Genomic DNA, 19,936 nt, shown 5'->3' with positions numbered 1-19,936 from the left:
CGCCACTCCTCCTCATCGCTCCGCTCTGCATCGTCGTCGGCGTGGTGCGGTACTCATGATGACTTGATCTTTTCACGCGAACACCAGCACTCCTTGCGGTACCGGCGGTACCGCCATAATGTCGGCTTCATGCGTCTGCTCGGCTCCTCGCGCGTGAGCTCCGCTCACTCGCCGTCGCCTTCGGTGACCGTCTGCTCGGCTCCTCGCTCGTGAGCTCCGCTCACTCGCCGTCGCCTTCGGTGCCAACTCGCCCGCCGATTCACCTGGGGTCTGGCGAACCGGTCGTCCTGCTGCATCCGTTCCTGATCTCGCAACTGGTCTGGGAGAACGTCGCCGAACAATTGGCGGACACGGGCAGCTACGAGGTGTTCGCCCCGACGATGGCCGGCCACAACGGCGGGCCGAAGTCCGGTACCTGGTTTCTGAGTTCGGCGGTGCTGGCCGATCACGTCGAGCGACAGCTCGACGAATTGGGCTGGGACACCGCCCACATCGTCGGCAACTCGCTGGGCGGATGGGTCGCGTTCGAGCTGGAGCGTCGGGGACGGGCGCGCACTGTCACCGGCATCGCGCCCGCCGGCGGGTGGAGCCGCTGGACCCCGGCCAAGTTCGAGGTGATCGCAAAATTCGTGTCGGGTATGCCGTTCTGGGCGGCGGCTCGCTGGCTAGGACCGCGGGCACTGCGTCTGCCCTTCGCCCGCCAACTGGCCACGCTGCCGATCAGCGGGACGCCCGACGGCGTCAGCGAAACTCAGCTCGAGGCCATCGTCGACGACGTGGCGAACTGCCCGGCCTACTTCCAGCTGCTGGTCAAATCGCTGCTGCAGCCCGGGCTACTGGAGTTGGCCCAGACCGCCGTACCCGCGCACCTGGTGCTCTGCCAAAAGGACCGGGTCTTCCCGGCACCGCGTTCACACCGCTACTTCCAGGCTCAACTGCCCGCCGGCACACGCATCACCGAGCTCGACGGCGTCGGGCACATCCCGATGTTCGAGGCACCGGCCCGGGTCACGGAAGTGATCACCGCCTTCCTCGACCAGCACAGCCTTGACCAGCACAGCAGTCGGCCGAGCCGCGCTGTCGAGCCGCCCGCCAGCTAGACCTCAGGCGGTGGGCAACCCGGCGCCCTGACGCTGCTCGATGATCGCCAGCGCACGCCTGGCCCATCGGAGGTTTTCTTCCTCGAACGCGATTCCGCGCATCAGCGTCAGGTAAGGCCCCACCCGCGGCGCCGTGGCCAGAAATTCCTCTTCGCTGTGTCCATCGAGAATTCGGTTGCGCAGTCGTTCGTAGCGTTGAACTTTCGCCTCGGCCCATTCGCGCCGTTCGATGACCAAGTCGCGGATGGCGACCGCGTCGCCGGCGTCGAAGGCTTGGACTTTGATCATCAGTTCGTCGCGGATCACCGAGGGCTTCGGCGCCTGCCCGGTGAACTGCCGGATCGCTTCGTGTCCCGCTTCGGTCAGCGAGAACATCCGCTTGTTGGGCCGGCGTTCCTGCTGCACGATGCGTGCCTGGATCAGGCCCTGCTCGGCAAGACGTTCCAGCTCGCGATACAACTGTTGCGGTGTGGCCATCCAGAAGTTCGCCACCGAGGCGTCAAAGTCTTTGGCCAAGTCGTAGCCGGACGACTCGCCCTCGAGAAGAGCGGCCAGCACGGCGTCATGCAGCGACATCGGCCCATAGTACGACATTTGATTAATCAAAAAAGTGACTAATTGCACATAGACGTACGGCCGTCCGCGCTCTAGCGTCAGCTACACCTATTCAACAGAGTTGACGACGCGAGGTGCTCGGTGTCCGCTATCCATCCATTCCGCAAGGCGGTCGAAGAACGCGACGAGGCGGCCATCGCCGCGCTGCTGGCCGACGACGTCGTATTCACCAGCCCGGTGGCCTTCAAGCCCTACGTTGGCAAGCCGATCACCGCGGCGTTCCTGCGCGGCGTGCTGCGGGTCTTCGAGGACTTTCGCTATGTCCGTGAGATCCACGACGGCCCCAGTGGCCATCACCACGCGTTTGAGTTCGAGGCCGGCATCGTGGGCGCTCCCGGCGTGACGGTCAACGGTTGCGACTTGCTGCACGTCAACGACGACGGTCTGATCGACGACTTGAAGGTGATGGTGCGACCGCTTTCCGGTGCGACGGCCTTGGCCGAAGCGATGGGTGCACAGTTCGGCAGAATCCAGCAGGACGCCGTCGAACTGGCCGACCAGTTCACTCGGGCTTAGCGGCCAAAACGGCACAAAGGGAGCGAAGACTCAGACATGCGAATCGGATTAGGGATCAATTACGCGGGCGGCTTCAAAGAGGTAGCCGCCGAGGTGGCCGATCTCGAGCGCGCCGGCTTGGACATTGTCTTTGTCCCCGAAGCTTATTCGTTTGACGCGGTGAGCGCGCTCGGCTACCTCGCCGCCAGCACCGACCGCGTTCAGCTGGCATCGGGAATCCTGCAGCTCTACACCCGGACACCCACGTTGACCGCGATGACCGCCGCCGGTCTGGACTACGTCTCCGACGGTCGATTCATCCTCGGCCTGGGCGCCTCGGGCCCCCAGGTGATGGAGGGTTTCCACGGCGTGCCCTACGACGCGCCGATTGCACGCACCCGCGAGGTCATCGAGATCTGCCGCCAGGTGTGGCGGCGCGAGACGCTGCGCTATGACGGCGCCCACTACACGATCCCGCTGCCCGCTGAACAGGGCACCGGGCTGGGCAAGGCGCTGAAGCTCATCAATAAGCCTGTCCGGGAACGCATTCCAGTCCTGATAGCCGCACTGGGACCCAAGAACGTCGAGCTGGCCGCCGAGGTCGCCGAGGGCTGGCAACCCATTTTCTTCCTTCCGGAGAAGGCGCAAGACGTCTGGGGCAACGCGCTGGCCACCGGCCGGTCCAATCGCGACCCGGCCCTGGGGGAGCTGGAAGTGTTCGCCGGCCCCACCCTGGCCATCGGTGAAAACGTCGAGCCGCTAAGGGAAGTCGTCAAGCCGCACCTGGCGCTCTACATCGGCGGGATGGGCGCCAAGGGGAAAAACTTCTACCACACCCTGGCCACTCGATACGGCTACGGCGCACAGGCCGACCGCATTCAGGAGCTCTATCTGGCCGGCGACAAGGACGGTGCCGCCAAGGCCGTTCCCGACGAGCTGGTGCGCGACGTCTCGCTGATCGGAACGCCCGGGTTCGTCAAGGAACGGGTGGCGGCCTTCCGCGCGGCCGGGGTGACCACCTTGAACGTGGTACCCATCGCCGCGACGGCCGCCGAGCGGGTCAAGCTGATCGAGACGCTGCGCGGCCTGGTGGACTGAGGCTCAGTCCCGCGCCGCCGACAGTGCGGCATTGAGCGTCTTGCTCGGCCGCATCACCGCGGTGACCTTCTCGTCGTCGAGCCGGTAGTAGCCGCCGATATCGACGGATTCGCCCTGCGCCTTGGCGAGTTCGGCGATGATGGTGTCTTCGTCCTGACCCAGCTCATCGGCCAGCGCGCCGAAGTGCTTGCGCAGTTCGTCGTCATCGCTTTGCGCGGCAAGTTCCTGCGCCCAGTACAGCGCCAGGTAGAACTGGCTGCCACGGTTGTCGAGCTCACCGGTCTTGCGCGACGGGCTCTTGTTGTTGTCCAACAGCTTGCCGATCGCGTCGTCGAGCGTCTTGCCCAGGATTTTGGCCCGCTCGTTATCGGTCTTGATGCCGATGTCCTCGAAACATGCTCCCAGAGCTAGGTATTCGCCGAGGGAATCCCACCGCAGGTGGTTCTCCTCGACGAGTTGATGGACATGCTTGGGTGCTGAACCACCCGCTCCGGTCTCGTACATTCCGCCGCCGGCCATCAGCGGCACGATGGACAGCATCTTGGCGCTGGTGCCCAACTCCAGGATCGGGAACAGGTCGGTGAGGTAGTCGCGCAGGATGTTTCCGGTCGCGGCGATGGTGTCCTGGCCGCGCATCACCCGCTCGAGCGTGTACCGCATCGCCCAAACCTGCGGCATGATTTGGATCTCGAGTCCCTCGGTGTCGTGATCCTTCAGGTAAGCCTTCACCTTCTTGCGCAGCTCAGCCTCGTGCGGCCGTTCGGTGTCCAGCCAGAACAGCACCGTCATGCCCGAGTTTCGCCCCCGGGTGACAGCCAGCTTGACCCAGTCCTGGATTGCCGCATCGGTCACGATGGGCATTCGCCAGATGTCGCCTTCTTCCACGTTCTGGGTGAGCAGGACTTCCCCGCTGTCGAGGTCGACGATGTCGGCGACGCCGTCTTCGGGGATCTCGAAAGTCTTGTCGTGCGAGCCATATTCCTCGGCCTCCTGCGCCATCAGCCCGACGTTGGGCACGGTTCCCATCGTGGTCGGGTCGAACTGGCCGTGCGTCTTGCAGAAGTTGATGATCTCTTGGTAGATGCGGGAGAACGTGGACTCGGGGTTGACGGCCTTGGTGTCCTTTTGCCGGCCGTCGGCGCCGTACATCTTGCCGCCCGCACGGATCATCGCCGGCATCGACGCATCCACGATCACGTCGCTGGGTGAGTGAAAGTTGGTGATCCCCTTGGCCGAATCCACCATGGCCAGCTCGGGCCGGTGCTCGTGGCAGGCGTGCAGGTCGCGGATGATCTCGTCGTGCAGCGACGCAGGCAGCGACTCGATCCTGTTGTACAGATCGACCAAACCGTTGTTGACGTTGACACCCAGTTCGTCGAACAACTCTTGGTGCTTGGCGAAAGCGTCCTTGTAGAACACCTTCACCGCGTGGCCGAAGACGATGGGATGCGAGACCTTCATCATCGTGGCCTTGACGTGCAGCGAGAACATCACGCCGGTCTTGTACGCGTCCTCGATCTCGGCCTCGTAGAACTCGCAGAGCGCCTTCTTGCTCATGAACATGCTGTCGATGACGTCGCCTTCCCGTAGCGACACCTTCGGCTTGAGCACGATCGTCTTGCCGCCCTTGGTTTTCAGCTCCATCTTCACGTCGTGGGCGCGGTCCAGCGTCATCGACTTCTCGCCGTGATAGAAGTCGCCGCGCCGCATCGTTGCGACATGCGTGCGCGACGCCTGAGACCAGTCCCCCATGCTGTGTGGATGCTTGCGCGCGAACTCCTTGACCGCCTTGGGCGCGCGCCGGTCCGAATTTCCTTGCCGCAGAACTGGGTTCACCGCACTGCCAAGGCACTTGGCGTAGCGGTCGCGGATTTCCTTGTCCTCGTCGCTTTTCGGGCTTTGCGGATAGTCGGGGATCTTGAATCCCTTGCCCTGAAGTTCCTTCACGGCGGCGACGAGCTGGGGTACCGAAGCGCTGATGTTCGGCAGCTTGATGATGTTGGTGTCGGCCAGCTTTGTCAGCCGGCCCAGTTCGCCGAGGTTGTCGGGCACCTGCTGCTCGTCAGTCAGGTAGTCGGAGAACTCGGCCAGAATCCGGGCCGCCACCGAGATGTCACTGGTTTTGATCTCGATGCCCGCCGGTTCGGCGAACGCGCGCACGATCGGCAAAAAGGCGTAGGTCGCCAGCAGCGGCGCCTCATCGGTCAGCGTGTAGATGATGGTCGGCTGGTCGGCGCTCACGGTCTTTCTCCCGGTCTATTGGACAGATCCTGACGAGCTTCGCGGTGTATCTGGCTGCCACGCTATCAAGCACGTTTCCGCTGTTGTCGACCTCGATCAGGCCGCGCGAAACCGTCGTTCCGCACTTGCCGGGTACCCCGGTCCGACCGCTGGCACGCGATCGGCTTAATGAGATAAGCTTCGTTTCGGTCATGAGCGCCAGCGTCAAGCCCCGGCTTGCTGGCCGGCAACCCTCCAACCGCGGTGGGGTGCCCCGGGTGATGACCAGGTTTCGTAGCTAATACCGGCTACGCGGCAAGCGCGGGTCCGCCGTTATGGGCCCCCCGGAGTAGACAGGGAAACCTGATGCGCACCTACGTGGGCCGGCTCATCGTGCGTCGTAGTTGCTGACTGCCTTAGGCCCGGCTTGACGTCGTCATTCGACGTCGTCCCGCGCCCCGCCAGCACCCGACTCAGCCACATTCCTTCCCAGAAAGCCACTGACTGTGAGTACTGACACCACCACTGACCGCGAAGCCGACACCGATCCGACCGCGGATTGGTCGTTCGAGACCAAGCAGATCCATGCCGGCCAGCAACCGGACCCGGCCACCGGGGCCCGCGCGCTGCCGATTTACCAGACCACGTCCTACGTCTTCGACGACACCGCACACGCTGCGGCGCTGTTCGGGCTGGAGGTGCCGGGCAACATCTACACCCGCATCGGCAACCCGACCACCGACGTCGTCGAACAGCGGATCGCCGCCCTGGAGGGCGGGGTGGCCGCACTGTTTCTGTCCTCGGGCCAGGCCGCCGAGACGCTCGCGATCCTGAATGTCGCGGGCGCCGGTGATCACATCGTGTCCAGCCCGCGGCTCTACGGCGGCACCTACAACCTGTTCCACTACTCGCTGCCCAAGCTCGGTATCGACGTCAGTTTCGTCGACGATCCCGACGAGCTGGATTCGTGGCGGGCCGCGGTGCGCCCGAACACCAAGGCTTTCTTCGCCGAGACGATCTCCAACCCGCAGATCGATGTGCTGGATACCCCCGGTGTCTCCGCGGTGGCCCACGAGCACGGTGTGCCGCTGATCGTCGACAACACCGTCGCCACCCCCTACCTGATCCAGCCGATCTCCCAGGGCGCCGATATCGTGGTGCACTCGGCCACCAAGTACCTCGGCGGGCACGGCGCCGCGATCGCCGGCGTGATCGTCGACGGCGGCACCTTCGACTGGACGCAGGGCCGTTTTCCCGGCTTCACCACCCCGGACCCCAGTTACCACGGTGTGGTGTACGCCGAGCTGGGACCGCCCGCGTTCGCGGTCAAAGCACGAGTTCAGCTGCTGCGCGACCTGGGTTCCGCGGCGTCGCCGTTCAATGCGTTCCTGGTTGCCCAAGGCCTTGAGACGCTGAGCCTGCGCGTCGAGCGCCACGTCGCCAACGCGCAGCGGGTCGCCGAATACCTGGTCGGCCACGACGGCGTGCTGTCGGTCAACTACGCCGGCCTGCCCGGCTCCCCGTGGTATGAACGAGCAAAGAAGCTGGCGCCCAAGGGAACCGGAGCCGTGCTGGCCTTCGAGTTGTCCGGCGGTGTCGATGCCGGCAAGGCGTTCGTCAACGCGCTGAAGCTGCACAGCCACGTCGCCAATATCGGCGACGTGCGGTCACTGGTGATCCACCCGGCGTCGACCACCCATGCTCAGCTCAGCCCCGCCGAGCAGGCGTCCGCCGGGGTGAGCTCCGGTTTGGTGCGGCTGGCGGTGGGCATTGAGGGCATTGACGACATCCTGGCCGACCTCGAGCTCGGCTTCGTCGCCGCTCGCCCATACGCACGCGCCGGCGATCCGCACGCCGTGGCGGCATTCTGAGGAGCCTGAGGTGACAATCTCTGACGTGCCGACTCAGACGCTGCCCGCCGAAGGCGAGGTCGGCATCGTTGACGTCGGCTCACTGACGCTGGAAAGCGGCGTGGTGCTCGAGGACGTCGGCATCGCCGTGCAGCGGTGGGGCGAGTTGTCGCCTACCCGCGACAACGTCGTCGTGGTCCTGCACGCGCTGACCGGAGACTCGCACATCACCGGACCTGCCGCGCCCGGGCATCCCACGCCGGGCTGGTGGGACGGAATCGCCGGCCCGGGCGCGCCGATCGACACCAACCGATGGTGCGCGGTCGCCACCAACGTGCTGGGCGGCTGTCGCGGCTCGACCGGGCCGAGCTCGACCGCGCCCGACGGAAAGCCTTGGGGCTCACGGTTTCCGACGATATCGATACGGGACCAGGTCGAGGCCGACGTGGCGGCGCTGGCAGCGCTGGGCATCACCGAATTCGCCGCGGTGCTCGGCGGGTCGATGGGTGGGGCGCGGGCGCTGGAATGGATGGTCGCCTACCCCGATCGGGTGGGTGCGGGCCTGCTGCTGGCGGTGGGTGCGCGGGCTACCGCCGACCAGATCGGCACCCAGTGCACCCAGATCGCGGCCATCAAGGCCGACCCGAACTGGCAGGGCGGTGACTATTACGGCACCGGACGCAGCCCGGACGCCGGCCTGGAGATCGCGCGCCGGTTCGCGCACCTGACCTATCGGGGTGAGGGCGAGCTGGACACCCGCTTCGCCAACGACGCCCAGGGCGACGAGGATCCATCGGATCCGACGACCGGCGGCCGCTACGCGGTGCAGAGCTACCTCGAGCATCAGGGTGCCAAGCTGGTGTCGCGCTTCGACGCCGGCAGCTACGTGGTGCTCACCGAGTCGCTGTCCAGTCACGACGTCGGCCGGGGCCGCGGCGGTGTCGCCGCCGCGCTGCGCGGCTGCCCGGTGCCGGCAGTAGTCGGCGGGATCACCTCCGACCGGCTGTACCCGCTGCGGCTGCAACAGGAGCTGGCCGAGCTGCTGCCCGGATGCCATCGGCTGCAGGTGGTCGACTCGGTATTCGGGCACGACGGCTTCCTGGTGGAGACCGACGCCGTCGGCGAACTGGTCCGCCAAACTCTCGAATTGGCTGCCGCTGAGGGTGTGTGTCCGCGGTGACCCAGTCCTCCCAGGCCCCCTCACTGTCGTTTCGCTCTGAAGCGGCGGCATACGAACGCGGACGCCCGTCCTACCCTCCGGATGCGATCGACTGGCTGCTGCCGGCCGGTGCTCGCGACGTGCTCGACCTCGGCGCCGGCACCGGCAAGCTGACCACCCGGCTGGTGGAACGCGGGCTGCACGTGATCGCCGTCGACCCGATCGCCGAGATGCTGGAGATGCTGCGCAAGTCGTTGCCGGACACGCCGGCGCTGCTGGGCACAGCGGAAGAAATTCCACTGGCGGACAACAGCGTTGACGCGGTACTCGTCGCGCAGGCCTGGCATTGGTTCAACCCGGCGCGGGCAATCCCCGAATTAGCCCGGGTGTTGCGGCCGGGCGGGCGACTGGGTTTGGTGTGGAACACCCGCGACGAGCGGCTCGGCTGGGTGCGGGAGCTCGGCCGCATCATCGGCCGCGACGGCGACCCGATGCGCGATCATGTAACCCTGCCAGAGCCGTTCACCGATGTGCAGCGTCACCAGGTCGAGTGGACGAATTACCTTACGCCGCAAGCACTGATCGACTTGGTGGCATCGCGCAGCTATTGCATCACCTCGCCGACCCAAGTCCGGACCAAGACGCTGGACCAGGTACGCGAATTGCTGGCAACACATCCGGCGCTGGCGAACGCCGGCGGCCTATCGCTGCCTTACGTAACGGTGTGTGTGCGCGCGACGCTGCACTGACGCAAGGGATTACGGATCTTCGTCGTCGCTGTCCGCGTTGTCTTGTAGGAGTTTTTCGGGGTGGTGGTGGGTGTTGGTGCGGGGTTGGCCACGAACCGTTAAAGCACATTCTAAAGCTTTCACTTTGCGTTGAGTTGATCGGATCGGCCCACCGGCAGTTCCGGCTCGCGGTCGCCGGTGATCGGTGTCACACTCAACCGTGATCGTTGACCCGTTCCGTCCGGTTCCTGCCGCTGCGGCAGCGCTGCTGGTTGCGGCAGCTGTCGCCCACGCTGACTCGCAGGACGACCAGTTTCTGGGTTTGCTTGCCCGGGACGGAATCAGCGCCGGTCCGCCAGAGCAGTTGATCGCCCTCGCGCACGAACGGTGCGACGACGACAGTCTTTCGCGCTCCCAGACGTTCACCCTTCACTTTGGCGCGATGCCGAGCCCGTTCAGCTCCGCCATGTTGCAGCTTGCGGCCAAACTTGAAGGTCAGGGTCTGACGGGGCCGCAGGTCCGGCCGTTCTTGCTCGACGCCATCAGTGTGTACTGCCCAGACGCGCACAGTTGACCGTTCCGCTATGGCCCGTCGTCCTCCTCGTCGTCCTGGAGCAGTTTTTCGGGGTGGTGGTGGGTGTTGGTGCGGGGTTGACCGCGAACCGCTGAAATACCTTTCAAAACAGAACACTCTCGAAACAATCAACTCATCGGTCACCCATGGGGTAGGACGTGGATGAGCTTGTTGGCGTTGTACCAGCAAGCGTCCAGGGCACCCATGGCGCTGTGGTGGTTCAGCAGCCAGTGGCCGCCCTGCTCGACCAGCACGATAGGGCCAGGGGGCTCCATTGGTAGAACCCTCCCGTGGTGGAGATCGTGGCTCCGGCGAAATTGTTGGGCGCGGGCTGGCGACGACCTGATCGACGGTGGGGACTGGTCCGGCGCAAGGGTCTTGTCCGGGGTCGCCGCAGTCCGCGTAAGCCGTTGCAGGCGAGGCGATTAGCGCCACCGTCAACGTCGCGAGAGCAGGAAGCTTGATCCGGTTCATTGCGTTCTCAGGTCATTTGCTGCAGACGGTCACGAGGAGGGGGGTCCCTAAGTTGCCGGGGATAGTCGCGGTGTTTCCCGGTGCGGCGGGCACGACTCCGCTGGAGTGGGTGCCAAATGGGCCGTTAACGTCCTTTCGCCAGTTGACCGCACCGTCCTGATACCAGTAAGTCACGTCGAGGTCGTAGAAGATACCGAGGCTGTTGGTCTCGCTGGCATGGGCGTCGGTTTGAGCTCCGTTCAGGGGCACACAACCCGCGGGGTCGGCAGTCGCGGCGGGGCTTGCGGCCAAAGCGATCGAGACGGCTGCAACCATGGCCGAGGCGGCGGCGAGACTGTGTTGTCTGAGTGTCATCTTGTCTACCTTCATGTCAGAGCCCCGGTGTGGGACGAAATTCGTAGTGCATCAGCACCTCAGATACGGAATTTATGGCGGATTTACGTGTGAGTAGCCAGCGTCCGGACTGGTTGACCAACACAATCGGAAAAGGTCTCGTAGTAGTGCGGTGCCCGTTCGCGTGAGTAGCCACGGTCGCGCCCGCGAAATTGTTCGGTGCTGGCTGGATGTCGGTGACGACGAAGTCGTACGGGAAGTCTCCGTGCGCGTTGAGTCGTCCGTCTAAATATGTGTCGAGATACCCGATGCTCTCCGGACTGAGATCAGGAGTCACCACGTCGTTCTTGTCCTCATTGGGTCTGTTCGGGTCCATGAGCTCCGATAACAGCGCGACCACTTGATCAACCGTGGGCACGGGTCCGGTGCACGCGGGTTGGTCGGGGTCGCCGCAGTCAGCTTGGGCAGTTGCGGGGACAGCCAGTGATGCGGCGAGCAGTATCGCTGCGGCAGCGGTCTTCATGCGCGGAATCTAGTGTTGTTTGCTGAAAACCATCTGTGCGTCCGAGCGGCGGCCCTGGTGGGCGCCGTCGCGGCTTCCTAGGGAAGCTGTAGCGCCGCAACCGCGCCAGCGATGGTGGCCGGGTACTCGTCGCCACTCAGCGGCAAAACCACCTTGATGACCGTCTGGATGTCTTCGAACGACGAGTCGTAGGCCACCTCGACGCGGCGCTGCCCGTGCACGTAAGTGTCGGTGTGGTTCGCAGTGTTGCGGTGGATGCCGTAGTGCAGGTTCTGCGCGGCCCGGACGACAACGTCGTGCTCTGTATCCAGGTACTGGAGCTCGTGAACGTGGACGTTGCCGGTCGGCTTGTCGCTGACCGCCTTCACGGCGTTGCGCAGTTCCTCGACGCTGGCACCGACCATCCGCCCGTTACAGCTTGGGCAGTGGCAGAACTCGCCGTACTCAACCGCATTGGGGTCCGGCGGCCACGGAAGTTCTGGTGCGCCTGAGCCGGCGACCTGGTACCCGATGTGGTCGCCGTGGGTGTGGATCAGGGTGCTGACCCGCTCGGCCACCGGTGCCGGGCAGTAGAGGTCCAGCTTGGCGCCGATGTAAGTGGTTTTCCGCTCCCATACGGTGCCGTATTCGTCTACGTAGGTCATAGCCTTTACCTATTCCGCGGCGCCGAGGCGTCGTCGCCACTGTTAACACTTGAAGGGCTCATGTTATCAGTTGTGGAGGTTTAGTTGTAGTTGGTGGTCGGCAGTTATAGGGTGAGGCCCCGTGAGCGACGACGGTGAAGGTGCGGCTGCAGATGCGGCCAGGGAACTGTTCAACACCAAGATGAAGCGGCGCGCGGCGCTCAACAAGGTGTTCACACCCTGGACGCCGGTGAATACCCGCTCGGCATTTTCTGGTCGGTACGAGCAGATCATGCAAGTGACGAGCGCCATCGTCCAGCCGGGTCGCCATGTCATCTTGTACGGCGAGCGCGGAGTCGGAAAGACATCGTTGGCGAACATCGTCTCGGACTTGATCGTGCAGACCTCGGACGACATGTCGTTCCGGGAAGTGGCCGTACGAATCAACTGCTCCGTGGCAGATGACTTTCGCGCGATCTGGACGAAGGTCTTCCAAGAACTCGGCATCACGCCGGCAATCCCGGAGTACGAAACTCCGAACCCGGACCAGCTTCGCCGGGTTCTTGCCGCGGTCGATCCTTACATGGTCATCGTCATTGATGAGTACGACCGCATCGAAGATGACGATGCGCTGTCCTTGATGGCGGATACCATCAAGGCGCTTTCCGACCATGGAGTGGCCAGCAAGCTTGTGCTCGTTGGTGTTTCAGATTCGATCGAGGCCTTGATCGGTGAGCATGAGTCGGTGCGTCGGGCGCTTGAAGAGGTGCAGATTCCGCGAATGGAGGCGGCGGAGATTCGCGAACTCGTCAATCGTGGCTTCTACGAAGCTGAAATGAACATCCAGGAGTCGGCGTTGGAGCGGATCGTCCGACTGTCCGAGGGTATTCCAACTTACGGGCACCTGTTGTCACTGAAGGCGGGAGAACGTGCGGCCAATGATGATCGCGGCACCGTAGCGCTGCCTGATGTGCTCGAGTCCCTGCAATCAGTGATCAACACCTACTCGGGCGCCGCGAGTTACCACCACGCCGTCGAAAGTTCTCGTCCCGAGAACCTTTACGCACAGGTTCTCGCCGCTTGCGCGCTGGCCGATAAAGATGACCTCGGCTACTTCACCGCTAAGGCGGTCGAGGACCCAATGTCGCGAATTATGGGGAGCCCCTATCGGATTCCATCGTTCTCGCGTCACCTGTCTAATTTCATGCGGCCGGATCGCGGTTGTGTCCTGGAGCGTCGCGGTGAACCAAAGCGATACCGGTACCGGTTCAAGGATCCGCTGATGCAACCGATTGCGATCCTTGCGGCCATCGCTGCGAAGTTGATACCGGAGAAATACGAGCACGATCTTTTCGGCGCAGAGATGAGTGAGACCGCTGGCCATGACTGGGATGGCGCTGCGCGGCAGCTCACGCTGAACGATGCGGTCGTCGTTGAGGATGACGAAGAGTAACGTTCCGCGTTCGGTTTTCGCCGATTCCGTTGCTGTTCCTCAACATCCGATAACATCCCCTGGCCAGCGCAAACCCGCTGCTGCACCGCCACTTCCACAACCCAAAAATCTTCGATTTTTTCGGGGGGAGATGTACCCAGCTGGGGGGAAGTGTTTCTGGCCGGCCGCTTCGCGTGGGAACCCCACCCCCCTGGGTTTGGGATTCTCTCGTAGACCGTGGCAGTCCGCCCGAGACATGTTCGGAACTGCGCGGAACGCGTCGCGAACTCCCGTTAGCATCGGCCTCGTGCAAATCCTCCGATGCCGCAGGACCGAGGCCGATGGGTGAACGCTTCCCTTCGATGCGCGGCGCAGAGCTGGATCGCATCGTCAGAAAGCTCTGCGGCGACCCGATCAGGCAAAAAGGATCTCACCGCACATTTCAAGGTGGCAACGGGCCGTTCACATTCGCATACCATGATGGAGCGGAGCTGAGCGGCAGTATCGTTCGGCGAGTCTTGATCGTCAATATTGGTCTCAGCCCTGAAGAAGCGCGAAACGAGGTGAATTGATGGCGCAACGCCCACAAATCGTCATCTATCGCCCCGCCGAGGACCAAGATCCCACCTGGCAGTTCTATTCGATGCCTGTGAGTATCGTCGGCGGCGGCAGGACCCTCGAAAAGGCGCGCAAACAATACTTCGAAGCTTTCAACTTCGCGCTCGAGGAATCGGACTACCAGCCCGAAGTGGTTCGCGAGTACGTGGAGCGGGAGATTCAGTCGCTCGGCATTTGGATCCGCACGCCGCTAGGCCTGCCGACCGCCGACCGCTCATTCACCCAAGTTGCCAGCCAGATCGTGCAGTACCCGGACGAGGACCGCGAGTGGTTCTACCGTCACATCACCGCCGGCGGAGACCCCGTCGTCGTTCCAAGCTTCGCGGACGCGCCGCTCAACAGCATCTACGACCAGATGACGCCCTACGACTCAGTGATCGTTGTCATGGGTACGCACGACGGCGACAACCTCCGGTTCGCGTGGATCGTTATCAACGGCATGGCCTCCGAGCGCACCGACGGCGACGCTTCGACGCCGCTTGAAAGCTTGGGCTTGACACCCACCTCTTCGCTGGGAGAAGTCTTGGCCGGAGCGCTAGCGATTTTCGGTGATCGGCCCGCGGAGCTGCTGGCTTCGGTCTAGCCCAACCGTTGCGAGGGATGCCTTACGGCAACCGGCACAGCAACCCGCTCAAATCCTGGGGTGTTCGGGATTGCAGGCTGGCCCGTGACCGGGGAAGCCAAGCCCGTGCCGTGACCTGGCAACGAGGGTGGCCCACCATGTGCCCCGGCCACGGGAGTGTGGGGTTCCGTGGACGGGAACGGCCCTGGCGTTGTGGCACCGACCCGCTCGGTTTAGGTGCCGCAACGCTATTCCCGCCCACGGAAGTCATCAGGCAGTCAATACCCGGAATGCGTTGTCCACCAAAACGTCGGAACCCACGCGGGAATACAGCAAGAACCCGCGCTGGCCGGTGGGACGCCGGTTGGGACCGAACAGGTGGGGCACTACCTCGAGCGCTGAAGGCCAACGGTCCACGATGACAAACTGCGACCAGTCTCCATACACCACCACGGAGTCGTTGCCGGCCCCGCCTCCAAGCGTGCCGTCCATGTTGGAGATCTCGCTGACAGGACGCCCGAGCAGCGTTCGCGGCGTGTTCTGCAGCGACGGGAAAGTCAAACTCCCGTTGGCAGTTTGGAACTGGGAAAGCGTGTTGATGATCGACAAATTTGCTGCCCACTGGGCGGCCGCTTGAAACCGCGGCGGCAGCTGGTTTTGCTGGTTGTACACGTCACCGGGGACCAACGTGTCGGCGGTAGCCGTGGCCACCACGCTGCCGCCGCCTGCCAGGGCCGAAATGATGCCCGTAGGTTGGCCGGTGCCCGATCCCGTGGTGAACGCTGTGGCAGTCAGCTGGTCCAACCCATCCAGCAACAGCTTGGACACCTCGGACACAAAGTTGGTGCCGTCCTGGATGATCTCAAAGCTGGCTGGTACGAACGCCGCTGCCTTCCACACCGGGATCGTTTCCTCGGCCAGCGTCGGGCTGTCGTCGGACACCTCGGCCTCTTCAGGGAGCCAGTGGGCGGTCACACCGGCCGAAGTGATTCCCTTCCAGCTGTCGCTGATCGTTTGCACGTTGCGCGCTAGCTGTCGAATCGGGTTGATTGATCCGGCGCTGCTGATCTGAATGGACGGGTCGATGACCACCGGGGCGAGGAATCCACCTTGGTCGTCGGTGCTGTTCATGGACCGCATCTCCTGCCGCAGGCTTTGCACGCGCTGGAAGGCCTCCTGCTCCTTGGCATCCCAGAGCAGGTGGCCGCGTTCGGAATCGGCCATGACCTTGCAGAAGGCGCGCAAATAAGCTTCGTCCCCGGTCGCTTCCACCATCCGCTGAGCCCACGACTGCTCCATACGAGAGCCAGTCTTGGTCAATGCTTCAACGGTTTCCGCAGCCCGAGCCGGCAGCATGTTGGAGCCCACGAGCCCGTCCAAGGTCCTCATGGCACCGTCGCGGTGTTGCGGGGCACGGGATTCTTCCTGGCTTCCGCGCTCAATCCGCAGCGCGCCGCCACGGCCGCGAGCAGCCCCAGCGATGACTTCGCAGCGGTCCAGCTTCTCGACGTGCCGGTGAAGCTCGTCGAACTCCTTGCCTAACTCTTGTTGCTCAATGCCGTCCGCTCGGCCCATTTTCGGCTTACCGGCGAGCTGCTCAAAGCGCTCGTGAATGGCCTGCATTCGATCGATCGCAGCCGGTTTCGTCATGCTCTCAACAGTCGTCATTTCGGGGTCCTTCGTAACGGGTTTAGCGGGCAAAGTGCATGTGAATTGGTGGATGCGACGGTGGCCGTGAGCCCCGCCCACGGCAGAGCGGGGCCAGCGGCTCCGTGCGTGCTATCCATCCAGAGAATCCCCCACTGGTGCGGGGGCGAAATGCGGGCTTGTGGAACCGACTGGTTCGCTGACGGTGTCCCCTCCTGGGCCACACCTACGAGCTCGTAATTCGCAACGCTACAACACGCACCGACGAAGCGCCACAACCTATTTCCGGGGTCTCCCGGACAGCCGGGAATCGACCCACCCGTCGTCGTCGCCGAACCACGTTGCCCCAAGCGGATCTTCGAAAGCCACCCGCTCCAGCGCGGCCTGGTGGTCGTCCAGGTCTCGGAATAGCAGCGCGATCTCCAGCACCTGCCGCTCTTGCTCTTCGTCGGCTCGCCGCTCCTCCGGGGTGCGGAACTCATCGTCGTTGTCGCTCATCTCTGTTCCTCTCGTGATTTCGTTGGTACAAGCCATTTGCGGCAAAACGGCCACTTGAAGCCGCGCTGGCAATGACACGCCCGCTGTACGTAAGCGGCCATACCACTGCCATCACGAGGACTCATCACCAGGCCTCGATGCCGCTGGCTTGTACGCCATTCGGGCTTTCGTGGGTGGTTTCGTTATCCAGGCCTGTCCTAACCCGACCCGACCCGACCCTTTGGGTTTCTACATCGGTTTCCATCTGGGTTCCCACTTGGGTTTCGTGGGGTGCGAATCGCTCTCGCGGGATCTTCGGCGGCCGACCACCGCGAGCACCGTTGCGCTGATTGCGCTCCTGAAGCTTCAGCGCGACCTCGCGGGTCCGCTGATACAGCGCGTGATGGACGATGACGTAGTGCTCGCCCTCGTCGCGCCACCAGCCGACGGCCACCAGTTCCTCAGCTGCAGCGGGATGTTTGGCCCACAACCGCATTTCGTCCTTGGAAAGACGCAGATCCAACAACTTTCGGTTGGACCACAACAGGCCCTCGACATGCAACCGCCAAGCCGCGTCCGACAGCTGCCAGCAGTCATCGCTGAAGTCGTCGCTCAATTTGGTCCAGGTCATCTCGACGCCCCCCAAGGGTCGCGTTTGCCGGACGGCAGGGGCGGCAAACGGTAGGCGGCTTCACGCCGCCGATGTAATTGGGCGGCAATCGACTCGGAACAGACCTGGTTGCTAGGCTCTGTGGTATCGGCTTCTTGGTGGTGGCCGGTTTCGTTGGTTAAGGGCTGACTATGTCGGCCCTTAACTCTTTTAGGCGGATCCAAATTCGCGGCGCTCACCGGGCAGGCCTCAACAGCTCGGCCAGCTTCGCTCTTTGCTCGCTGGTGAGAGGCGGGGCCGTGGCGAGGGTCTTGGCGATGTAGTCAGCTACCCGTGCGGCGTAAAAACCACGGCAGGCACTGACCTGGACGCTCATGCGCTGGCCCGGAGGATGGCAACGATCCGGTCGATCTGGCTGTCCGTCAATGGCGGACTCGCCTCAACCACTTCCTTGACCTGTTCGGCCAGTCGTTCGGCTCGGATATCCCGGCGAAGCTCTTCCAGCTTGGGGTGGCCGGGCGGCAGATCCTTGGATTGCCTGGCCAATTGGCCGCGCTTTTGTTGCCAGGTTGTTGATGTAACGGACAACTTCTCACCTCGGAAATGAGGGCTGAGCCGCCTTGTGGGGCAGCTCTGAGAAGCTGGCGCGGGAATGCGCTGCTACGGGATACGTTGCCCGCTCGCTGGGTAGAACACTAACACTCTTAGCTGGCGTACCGGCGTAACTCCGCGACGGCAAGTCGCTCGAGGTTGTTCTCTGCAAGCTGGTCGAGCACCCGGACCACCTTTTCCCATCGCAGAGTCAGGCCGGGCAGCACAAGATAGAACCGGCCATCTGGCGAGCGTTGCATCCGTGATGGTGTCTTATGCTCGGAGCTGTATTTGACTGCAGCGTCCGACATTTGGCGTCGCTGCTTACCGCTCTGTGGCCTGTTCTCAGGTATCCAGAAGCACTCTTCGCCCGCTGCCCACGGCGGAAGCGTGCCCTGCATGTGCTTGTACCAGCCGAACACGCACACCGTTCGACCGCCCCCATCTACCAGCTTGATCTTTGGCCGACCGGGCTGTGGCAGCCAGTAGTCGGCAGTCGTCAACTCGCTCACCGCCAATTCACCTGCACCCGTTCCGGATTGAACACGCGCCCACTCTTGCCGACAGGTGCCACAATCACGGTCAGCAGCACGTCCAGTACAGCGCGAAAGCGGTCCGGTGACAGCTGGCGCACCGCGTCCAGCACTTTCTCGGTGCCTAGGGGGAGGTCCCGGAACACCTGCACACGTTCGGCGTCCTGCTGCTGGTGTTCGATGGCGGCCAGCTTGGCGTTGATTCGCTCGGTGGCGCGTTGGGCTTGCTTGCCGGTCAGCAGGCCATCGGCGCGTTCGTCGGCAATCTCGTCCAATCGGACCATCAGCGAATTGGCTTGTGCGCGTAGCGACTCGGCTTGCTCGGTGTCGTGCTGCTCGGCCTTGAGCAAGTCCACCGCATCGGCCATCGCCAGCCGCCCGCCAATGATTTCCGTCAGCAATGGTTCCACGTACTCGGCGCGGATGCTCAGGCTCAAACAGTTCTTGCATCGGTAAACCAGCTTGCCCTCACGGTTGCGGATACCCGACAGGTAGTGCGGCGGGCCGCAACGCCCGCAACCCAGAACGCCAGTCAGCAAATGCTTGCGGACGCTCTTGCGGCCGGGAGATCGACTGGGCGCGTCTAACACCGACTGCGCTGCCCAGAACGTCTGCTCGTCCACCAGCTCAGGCCAATTACCCTGGCCCACAACGTCATCGCGGGTGACCCGGCCGTAGCGCACCCCGTAGGTCCGCAGACCCGCGTTGCGGGGCTTACGCAGGAACTTTGACACCACGGTCGGGGTCCACGGCTTACCGTTGACGGTCAGCGCGCCGGCCTCGTTGAACAACCGGCACACGTCGCCCAGGCTGGCCCCGGCCAGGACTGCCGCGTAGGCCTGCTTCACCAGCGGCGCGGTCGCCGGGTCCGGCTGGCGGGTGTCGCCGAGATACCCAAATGCCCGCGTCCAGTTCGGCACCCCACGTTCGGCCAGCTGGCGGGTCGCACGCAGCTGGCGGGCTTTGCGATGCTCACCCTCGTGAGCGGCCACGCTGCCTTTCAGTCGGGCGACCAGACGGCCCTGGGCCGTGGATAGATCTACGTCGCCGGACACGGTGGCCAGTGCCAGGTGCTTCTCGTCGGCCAGCGCCATGAACGCTTCCAGTTCGATCGGGCGGCGGTGCAGCCGGTCCAGGTCCCACACCACGACCGCGCCTAGGCGACCCTCTCGTGCGTCGGCCAGCATCCGCTCGTAGGCACGCCGCGGCTTGCTGCTGGTGGCGCTGGTGTCGTTGTCGCGGTACTCGACGGGCTGCCAGCCCTTCGACTGACACAACGCGAGGCAGTCCTCGCGTTGCCGGGTGACGCCGAGCTGCTCGCCCGACCTGTCTTGACTGATCCGGAGGTAAACCGCTGCGTCCATAGTTAAAGAGTACTTCAGCGGCCCGCAGTTGGCCGTGGTCGAGGTGTGGGGGTGGGATCCATTCGGTGTCGCCGTGGCTGTTTTTGCGGGTGGTCCAGCCTTGTTCGGCGAGTTTGTGGTTGGGCCCGCAGGCCAGGGTGAGGTCGTTGACGTCGGTGACGTGGGTTTTGGCCCACGGGTCGACGTGGTGGACCTCGCAGTAGTAACCCGATACCTCGCAGTCGGGGAATGTGCAGCCGCGGTCTTTGGCGTAGAGCACGATTCGCTGCGCTGGTGAGGCCAGGCGTTTGGTGTGATACAGCGCCAGCGC

22 protein-coding genes, 1 pseudogene and 1 riboswitch are annotated in these 19,936 nt (G+C 63.8%); of the genes and pseudogenes, 10 read left to right on the top strand and 13 right to left on the bottom strand.

The genetic code is table 11. From position 1 onward, the window contains the following. Positions 1–239 precede the first annotated feature (239 nt). Positions 240–1,100 (top strand): alpha/beta hydrolase, encoded by an 861-nt coding sequence (locus VGG53_RS00115; RefSeq protein WP_331515900.1) that lies wholly within the window; start codon positions 240–242, stop codon positions 1,098–1,100. A 3-nt stretch (positions 1,101–1,103) separates the two neighbouring features. On the opposite strand, the gene VGG53_RS00110 is transcribed toward VGG53_RS00115, so the two are convergent. Next, a complete protein-coding gene (locus VGG53_RS00110) occupies positions 1,104–1,676 on the bottom strand; it encodes a PadR family transcriptional regulator (RefSeq protein ID WP_331515899.1) in 573 nt (190 codons plus the stop codon). Between the two features lie 129 nt (positions 1,677–1,805). Between VGG53_RS00110 and VGG53_RS00105 the strand changes: the two genes are divergently transcribed. Then, complete coding sequence (locus tag VGG53_RS00105; RefSeq protein ID WP_331515929.1) at positions 1,806–2,231, top strand: nuclear transport factor 2 family protein; 426 nt, start codon at positions 1,806–1,808, stop codon at positions 2,229–2,231. Positions 2,232–2,267: 36 nt separating this feature from the next. Beyond that, complete coding sequence (locus VGG53_RS00100; RefSeq protein ID WP_331515898.1) at positions 2,268–3,308, top strand: LLM class F420-dependent oxidoreductase; 1,041 nt, start codon at positions 2,268–2,270, stop codon at positions 3,306–3,308. A 3-nt stretch (positions 3,309–3,311) separates the two neighbouring features. Here the strand turns inward: VGG53_RS00100 and VGG53_RS00095 are convergent, their stop codons facing one another. Next, a complete protein-coding gene (locus VGG53_RS00095; RefSeq protein WP_331515897.1) occupies positions 3,312–5,549 on the bottom strand; it encodes an NADP-dependent isocitrate dehydrogenase in 2,238 nt (745 codons plus the stop codon). A 187-nt stretch (positions 5,550–5,736) separates the two neighbouring features. Beyond that, a riboswitch (SAM riboswitch) is annotated at positions 5,737–5,856 on the top strand. Positions 5,857–6,034: 178 nt separating this feature from the next. Here VGG53_RS00095 and VGG53_RS00090 point away from each other — a divergent pair. The 4 genes from VGG53_RS00090 to VGG53_RS00075 all read left to right on the top strand — a co-directional run bounded on the left by VGG53_RS00090 (position 6,035) and on the right by VGG53_RS00075 (position 9,839). Continuing rightward, on the top strand, positions 6,035–7,399 hold the full coding sequence (locus tag VGG53_RS00090; protein WP_331515896.1) for a bifunctional o-acetylhomoserine/o-acetylserine sulfhydrylase: 1,365 nt from the start codon (positions 6,035–6,037) through the stop codon (positions 7,397–7,399). A gap of 10 nt (positions 7,400–7,409) precedes the next feature. Continuing rightward, positions 7,410–8,558 carry a homoserine O-acetyltransferase MetX gene (metX, locus tag VGG53_RS00085; RefSeq protein WP_331515895.1) on the top strand — a complete coding sequence of 383 codons (1,149 nt, stop codon included), beginning with the start codon at positions 7,410–7,412 and terminating at the stop codon, positions 8,556–8,558. Continuing rightward, complete coding sequence (locus VGG53_RS00080; RefSeq protein WP_331515894.1) at positions 8,555–9,286, top strand: class I SAM-dependent methyltransferase; 732 nt, start codon at positions 8,555–8,557, stop codon at positions 9,284–9,286. Before metX ends, VGG53_RS00080 begins: the two co-directional genes overlap by 4 nt. 184 nt (positions 9,287–9,470) lie before the next feature. After that, complete coding sequence (locus VGG53_RS00075; protein ID WP_331515893.1) at positions 9,471–9,839, top strand: DUF732 domain-containing protein; 369 nt, start codon at positions 9,471–9,473, stop codon at positions 9,837–9,839. A gap of 140 nt (positions 9,840–9,979) precedes the next feature. Here VGG53_RS00075 and VGG53_RS00070 read toward each other — a convergent pair whose 3' ends face one another. The 4 genes from VGG53_RS00070 to VGG53_RS00055 form a co-directional block, all read right to left on the bottom strand. Beyond that, complete coding sequence (locus VGG53_RS00070; protein WP_331515892.1) at positions 9,980–10,114, bottom strand: hypothetical protein; 135 nt, start codon at positions 10,112–10,114, stop codon at positions 9,980–9,982. 211 nt (positions 10,115–10,325) lie between these two features. After that, on the bottom strand, positions 10,326–10,682 hold the full coding sequence (locus VGG53_RS00065) for a hypothetical protein (protein WP_331515891.1): 357 nt from the start codon (positions 10,680–10,682) through the stop codon (positions 10,326–10,328). Between the two features lies 1 nt (position 10,683). Beyond that, the gene (locus VGG53_RS00060) at positions 10,684–11,169 is read right to left on the bottom strand and encodes a hypothetical protein (protein WP_331515890.1); all 486 of its coding nucleotides are present in this window, start codon (positions 11,167–11,169) and stop codon (positions 10,684–10,686) included. A 77-nt stretch (positions 11,170–11,246) separates the two neighbouring features. Beyond that, a complete protein-coding gene (locus VGG53_RS00055) occupies positions 11,247–11,813 on the bottom strand; it encodes a hypothetical protein (RefSeq protein ID WP_331515888.1) in 567 nt (188 codons plus the stop codon). Between the two features lie 121 nt (positions 11,814–11,934). Between VGG53_RS00055 and VGG53_RS00050 the strand changes: the two genes are divergently transcribed. The 3 genes from VGG53_RS00050 to VGG53_RS00040 all read left to right on the top strand — a co-directional run bounded on the left by VGG53_RS00050 (position 11,935) and on the right by VGG53_RS00040 (position 14,425). Further along, positions 11,935–13,245: an AAA family ATPase gene (locus VGG53_RS00050; protein WP_331515887.1), complete on the top strand. Its 1,311-nt coding sequence runs from the start codon at positions 11,935–11,937 to the stop codon at positions 13,243–13,245. Between the two features lie 320 nt (positions 13,246–13,565). Then, complete coding sequence (locus VGG53_RS00045) at positions 13,566–13,796, top strand: type II toxin-antitoxin system HicA family toxin (RefSeq protein ID WP_331515885.1); 231 nt, start codon at positions 13,566–13,568, stop codon at positions 13,794–13,796. Further along, positions 13,796–14,425, top strand: coding sequence for a hypothetical protein (locus VGG53_RS00040; RefSeq protein ID WP_331515883.1), 630 nt, complete (start codon positions 13,796–13,798; stop codon positions 14,423–14,425). Before VGG53_RS00045 ends, VGG53_RS00040 begins: the two co-directional genes overlap by 1 nt. Before the next feature lie 249 nt (positions 14,426–14,674). Here VGG53_RS00040 and VGG53_RS00035 read toward each other — a convergent pair whose 3' ends face one another. The 7 genes and pseudogenes from VGG53_RS00035 to VGG53_RS00005 form a co-directional block, all read right to left on the bottom strand. Continuing rightward, positions 14,675–16,027 carry a phage major capsid protein gene (locus VGG53_RS00035; protein ID WP_331515882.1) on the bottom strand — a complete coding sequence of 451 codons (1,353 nt, stop codon included), beginning with the start codon at positions 16,025–16,027 and terminating at the stop codon, positions 14,675–14,677. A 303-nt stretch (positions 16,028–16,330) separates the two neighbouring features. Continuing rightward, positions 16,331–16,549 (bottom strand): hypothetical protein, encoded by a 219-nt coding sequence (locus VGG53_RS00030; RefSeq protein ID WP_331515880.1) that lies wholly within the window; start codon positions 16,547–16,549, stop codon positions 16,331–16,333. Positions 16,550–16,673: 124 nt separating this feature from the next. Continuing rightward, complete coding sequence (locus VGG53_RS00025) at positions 16,674–17,159, bottom strand: hypothetical protein (RefSeq protein WP_331515879.1); 486 nt, start codon at positions 17,157–17,159, stop codon at positions 16,674–16,676. Between the two features lie 351 nt (positions 17,160–17,510). Further along, positions 17,511–17,726, bottom strand: coding sequence for a hypothetical protein (locus tag VGG53_RS00020; protein WP_331515878.1), 216 nt, complete (start codon positions 17,724–17,726; stop codon positions 17,511–17,513). 116 nt (positions 17,727–17,842) lie between these two features. Continuing rightward, complete coding sequence (locus VGG53_RS00015; RefSeq protein WP_331515877.1) at positions 17,843–18,241, bottom strand: hypothetical protein; 399 nt, start codon at positions 18,239–18,241, stop codon at positions 17,843–17,845. Beyond that, on the bottom strand, positions 18,238–19,626 hold the full coding sequence (locus VGG53_RS00010) for a recombinase family protein (protein ID WP_331515876.1): 1,389 nt from the start codon (positions 19,624–19,626) through the stop codon (positions 18,238–18,240). The genes VGG53_RS00015 and VGG53_RS00010 overlap by 4 nt, the downstream gene beginning before the upstream one ends. A gap of 22 nt (positions 19,627–19,648) precedes the next feature. Continuing rightward, positions 19,649–19,936, bottom strand: a pseudogene (locus tag VGG53_RS00005) (hypothetical protein); the annotation flags it as partial.

The sequence above is a fragment of the Mycobacterium sp. genome, from assembly GCF_036490025.1.
GTDB lineage: Bacteria > Actinomycetota > Actinomycetes > Mycobacteriales > Mycobacteriaceae > Mycobacterium.
The sequence above is the reverse complement of the archived record's forward strand: the minus strand, read 5'-3'. Positions and strand labels throughout refer to the sequence as shown.

Excerpts from the sequence above, each read along its gene's own strand:
- VGG53_RS00110 (WP_331515899.1), bottom strand. The coding sequence starts at position 1,676 with ATGTCGCTGCATGACGCCGTGCTGGCCGCTCTTCTCGAGGGCGAGTCG.
- VGG53_RS00100 (WP_331515898.1), top strand. The coding sequence starts at position 2,268 with ATGCGAATCGGATTAGGGATCAATTACGCGGGCGGCTTCAAAGAGGTA.
- VGG53_RS00070 (WP_331515892.1), bottom strand. The coding sequence starts at position 10,114 with ATGGAGCCCCCTGGCCCTATCGTGCTGGTCGAGCAGGGCGGCCACTGG.
- VGG53_RS00065 (WP_331515891.1), bottom strand. The coding sequence starts at position 10,682 with ATGAAGGTAGACAAGATGACACTCAGACAACACAGTCTCGCCGCCGCC.
- VGG53_RS00060 (WP_331515890.1), bottom strand. The coding sequence starts at position 11,169 with ATGAAGACCGCTGCCGCAGCGATACTGCTCGCCGCATCACTGGCTGTC.
- VGG53_RS00055 (WP_331515888.1), bottom strand. The coding sequence starts at position 11,813 with ATGACCTACGTAGACGAATACGGCACCGTATGGGAGCGGAAAACCACT.
- VGG53_RS00045 (WP_331515885.1), top strand. The coding sequence starts at position 13,566 with ATGGGTGAACGCTTCCCTTCGATGCGCGGCGCAGAGCTGGATCGCATC.
- VGG53_RS00040 (WP_331515883.1), top strand. The coding sequence starts at position 13,796 with ATGGCGCAACGCCCACAAATCGTCATCTATCGCCCCGCCGAGGACCAA.
- VGG53_RS00035 (WP_331515882.1), bottom strand. The coding sequence starts at position 16,027 with ATGCAGGCCATTCACGAGCGCTTTGAGCAGCTCGCCGGTAAGCCGAAA.
- VGG53_RS00030 (WP_331515880.1), bottom strand. The coding sequence starts at position 16,549 with ATGAGCGACAACGACGATGAGTTCCGCACCCCGGAGGAGCGGCGAGCC.
- VGG53_RS00025 (WP_331515879.1), bottom strand. The coding sequence starts at position 17,159 with ATGACCTGGACCAAATTGAGCGACGACTTCAGCGATGACTGCTGGCAG.
- VGG53_RS00010 (WP_331515876.1), bottom strand. The coding sequence starts at position 19,626 with ATGGACGCAGCGGTTTACCTCCGGATCAGTCAAGACAGGTCGGGCGAG.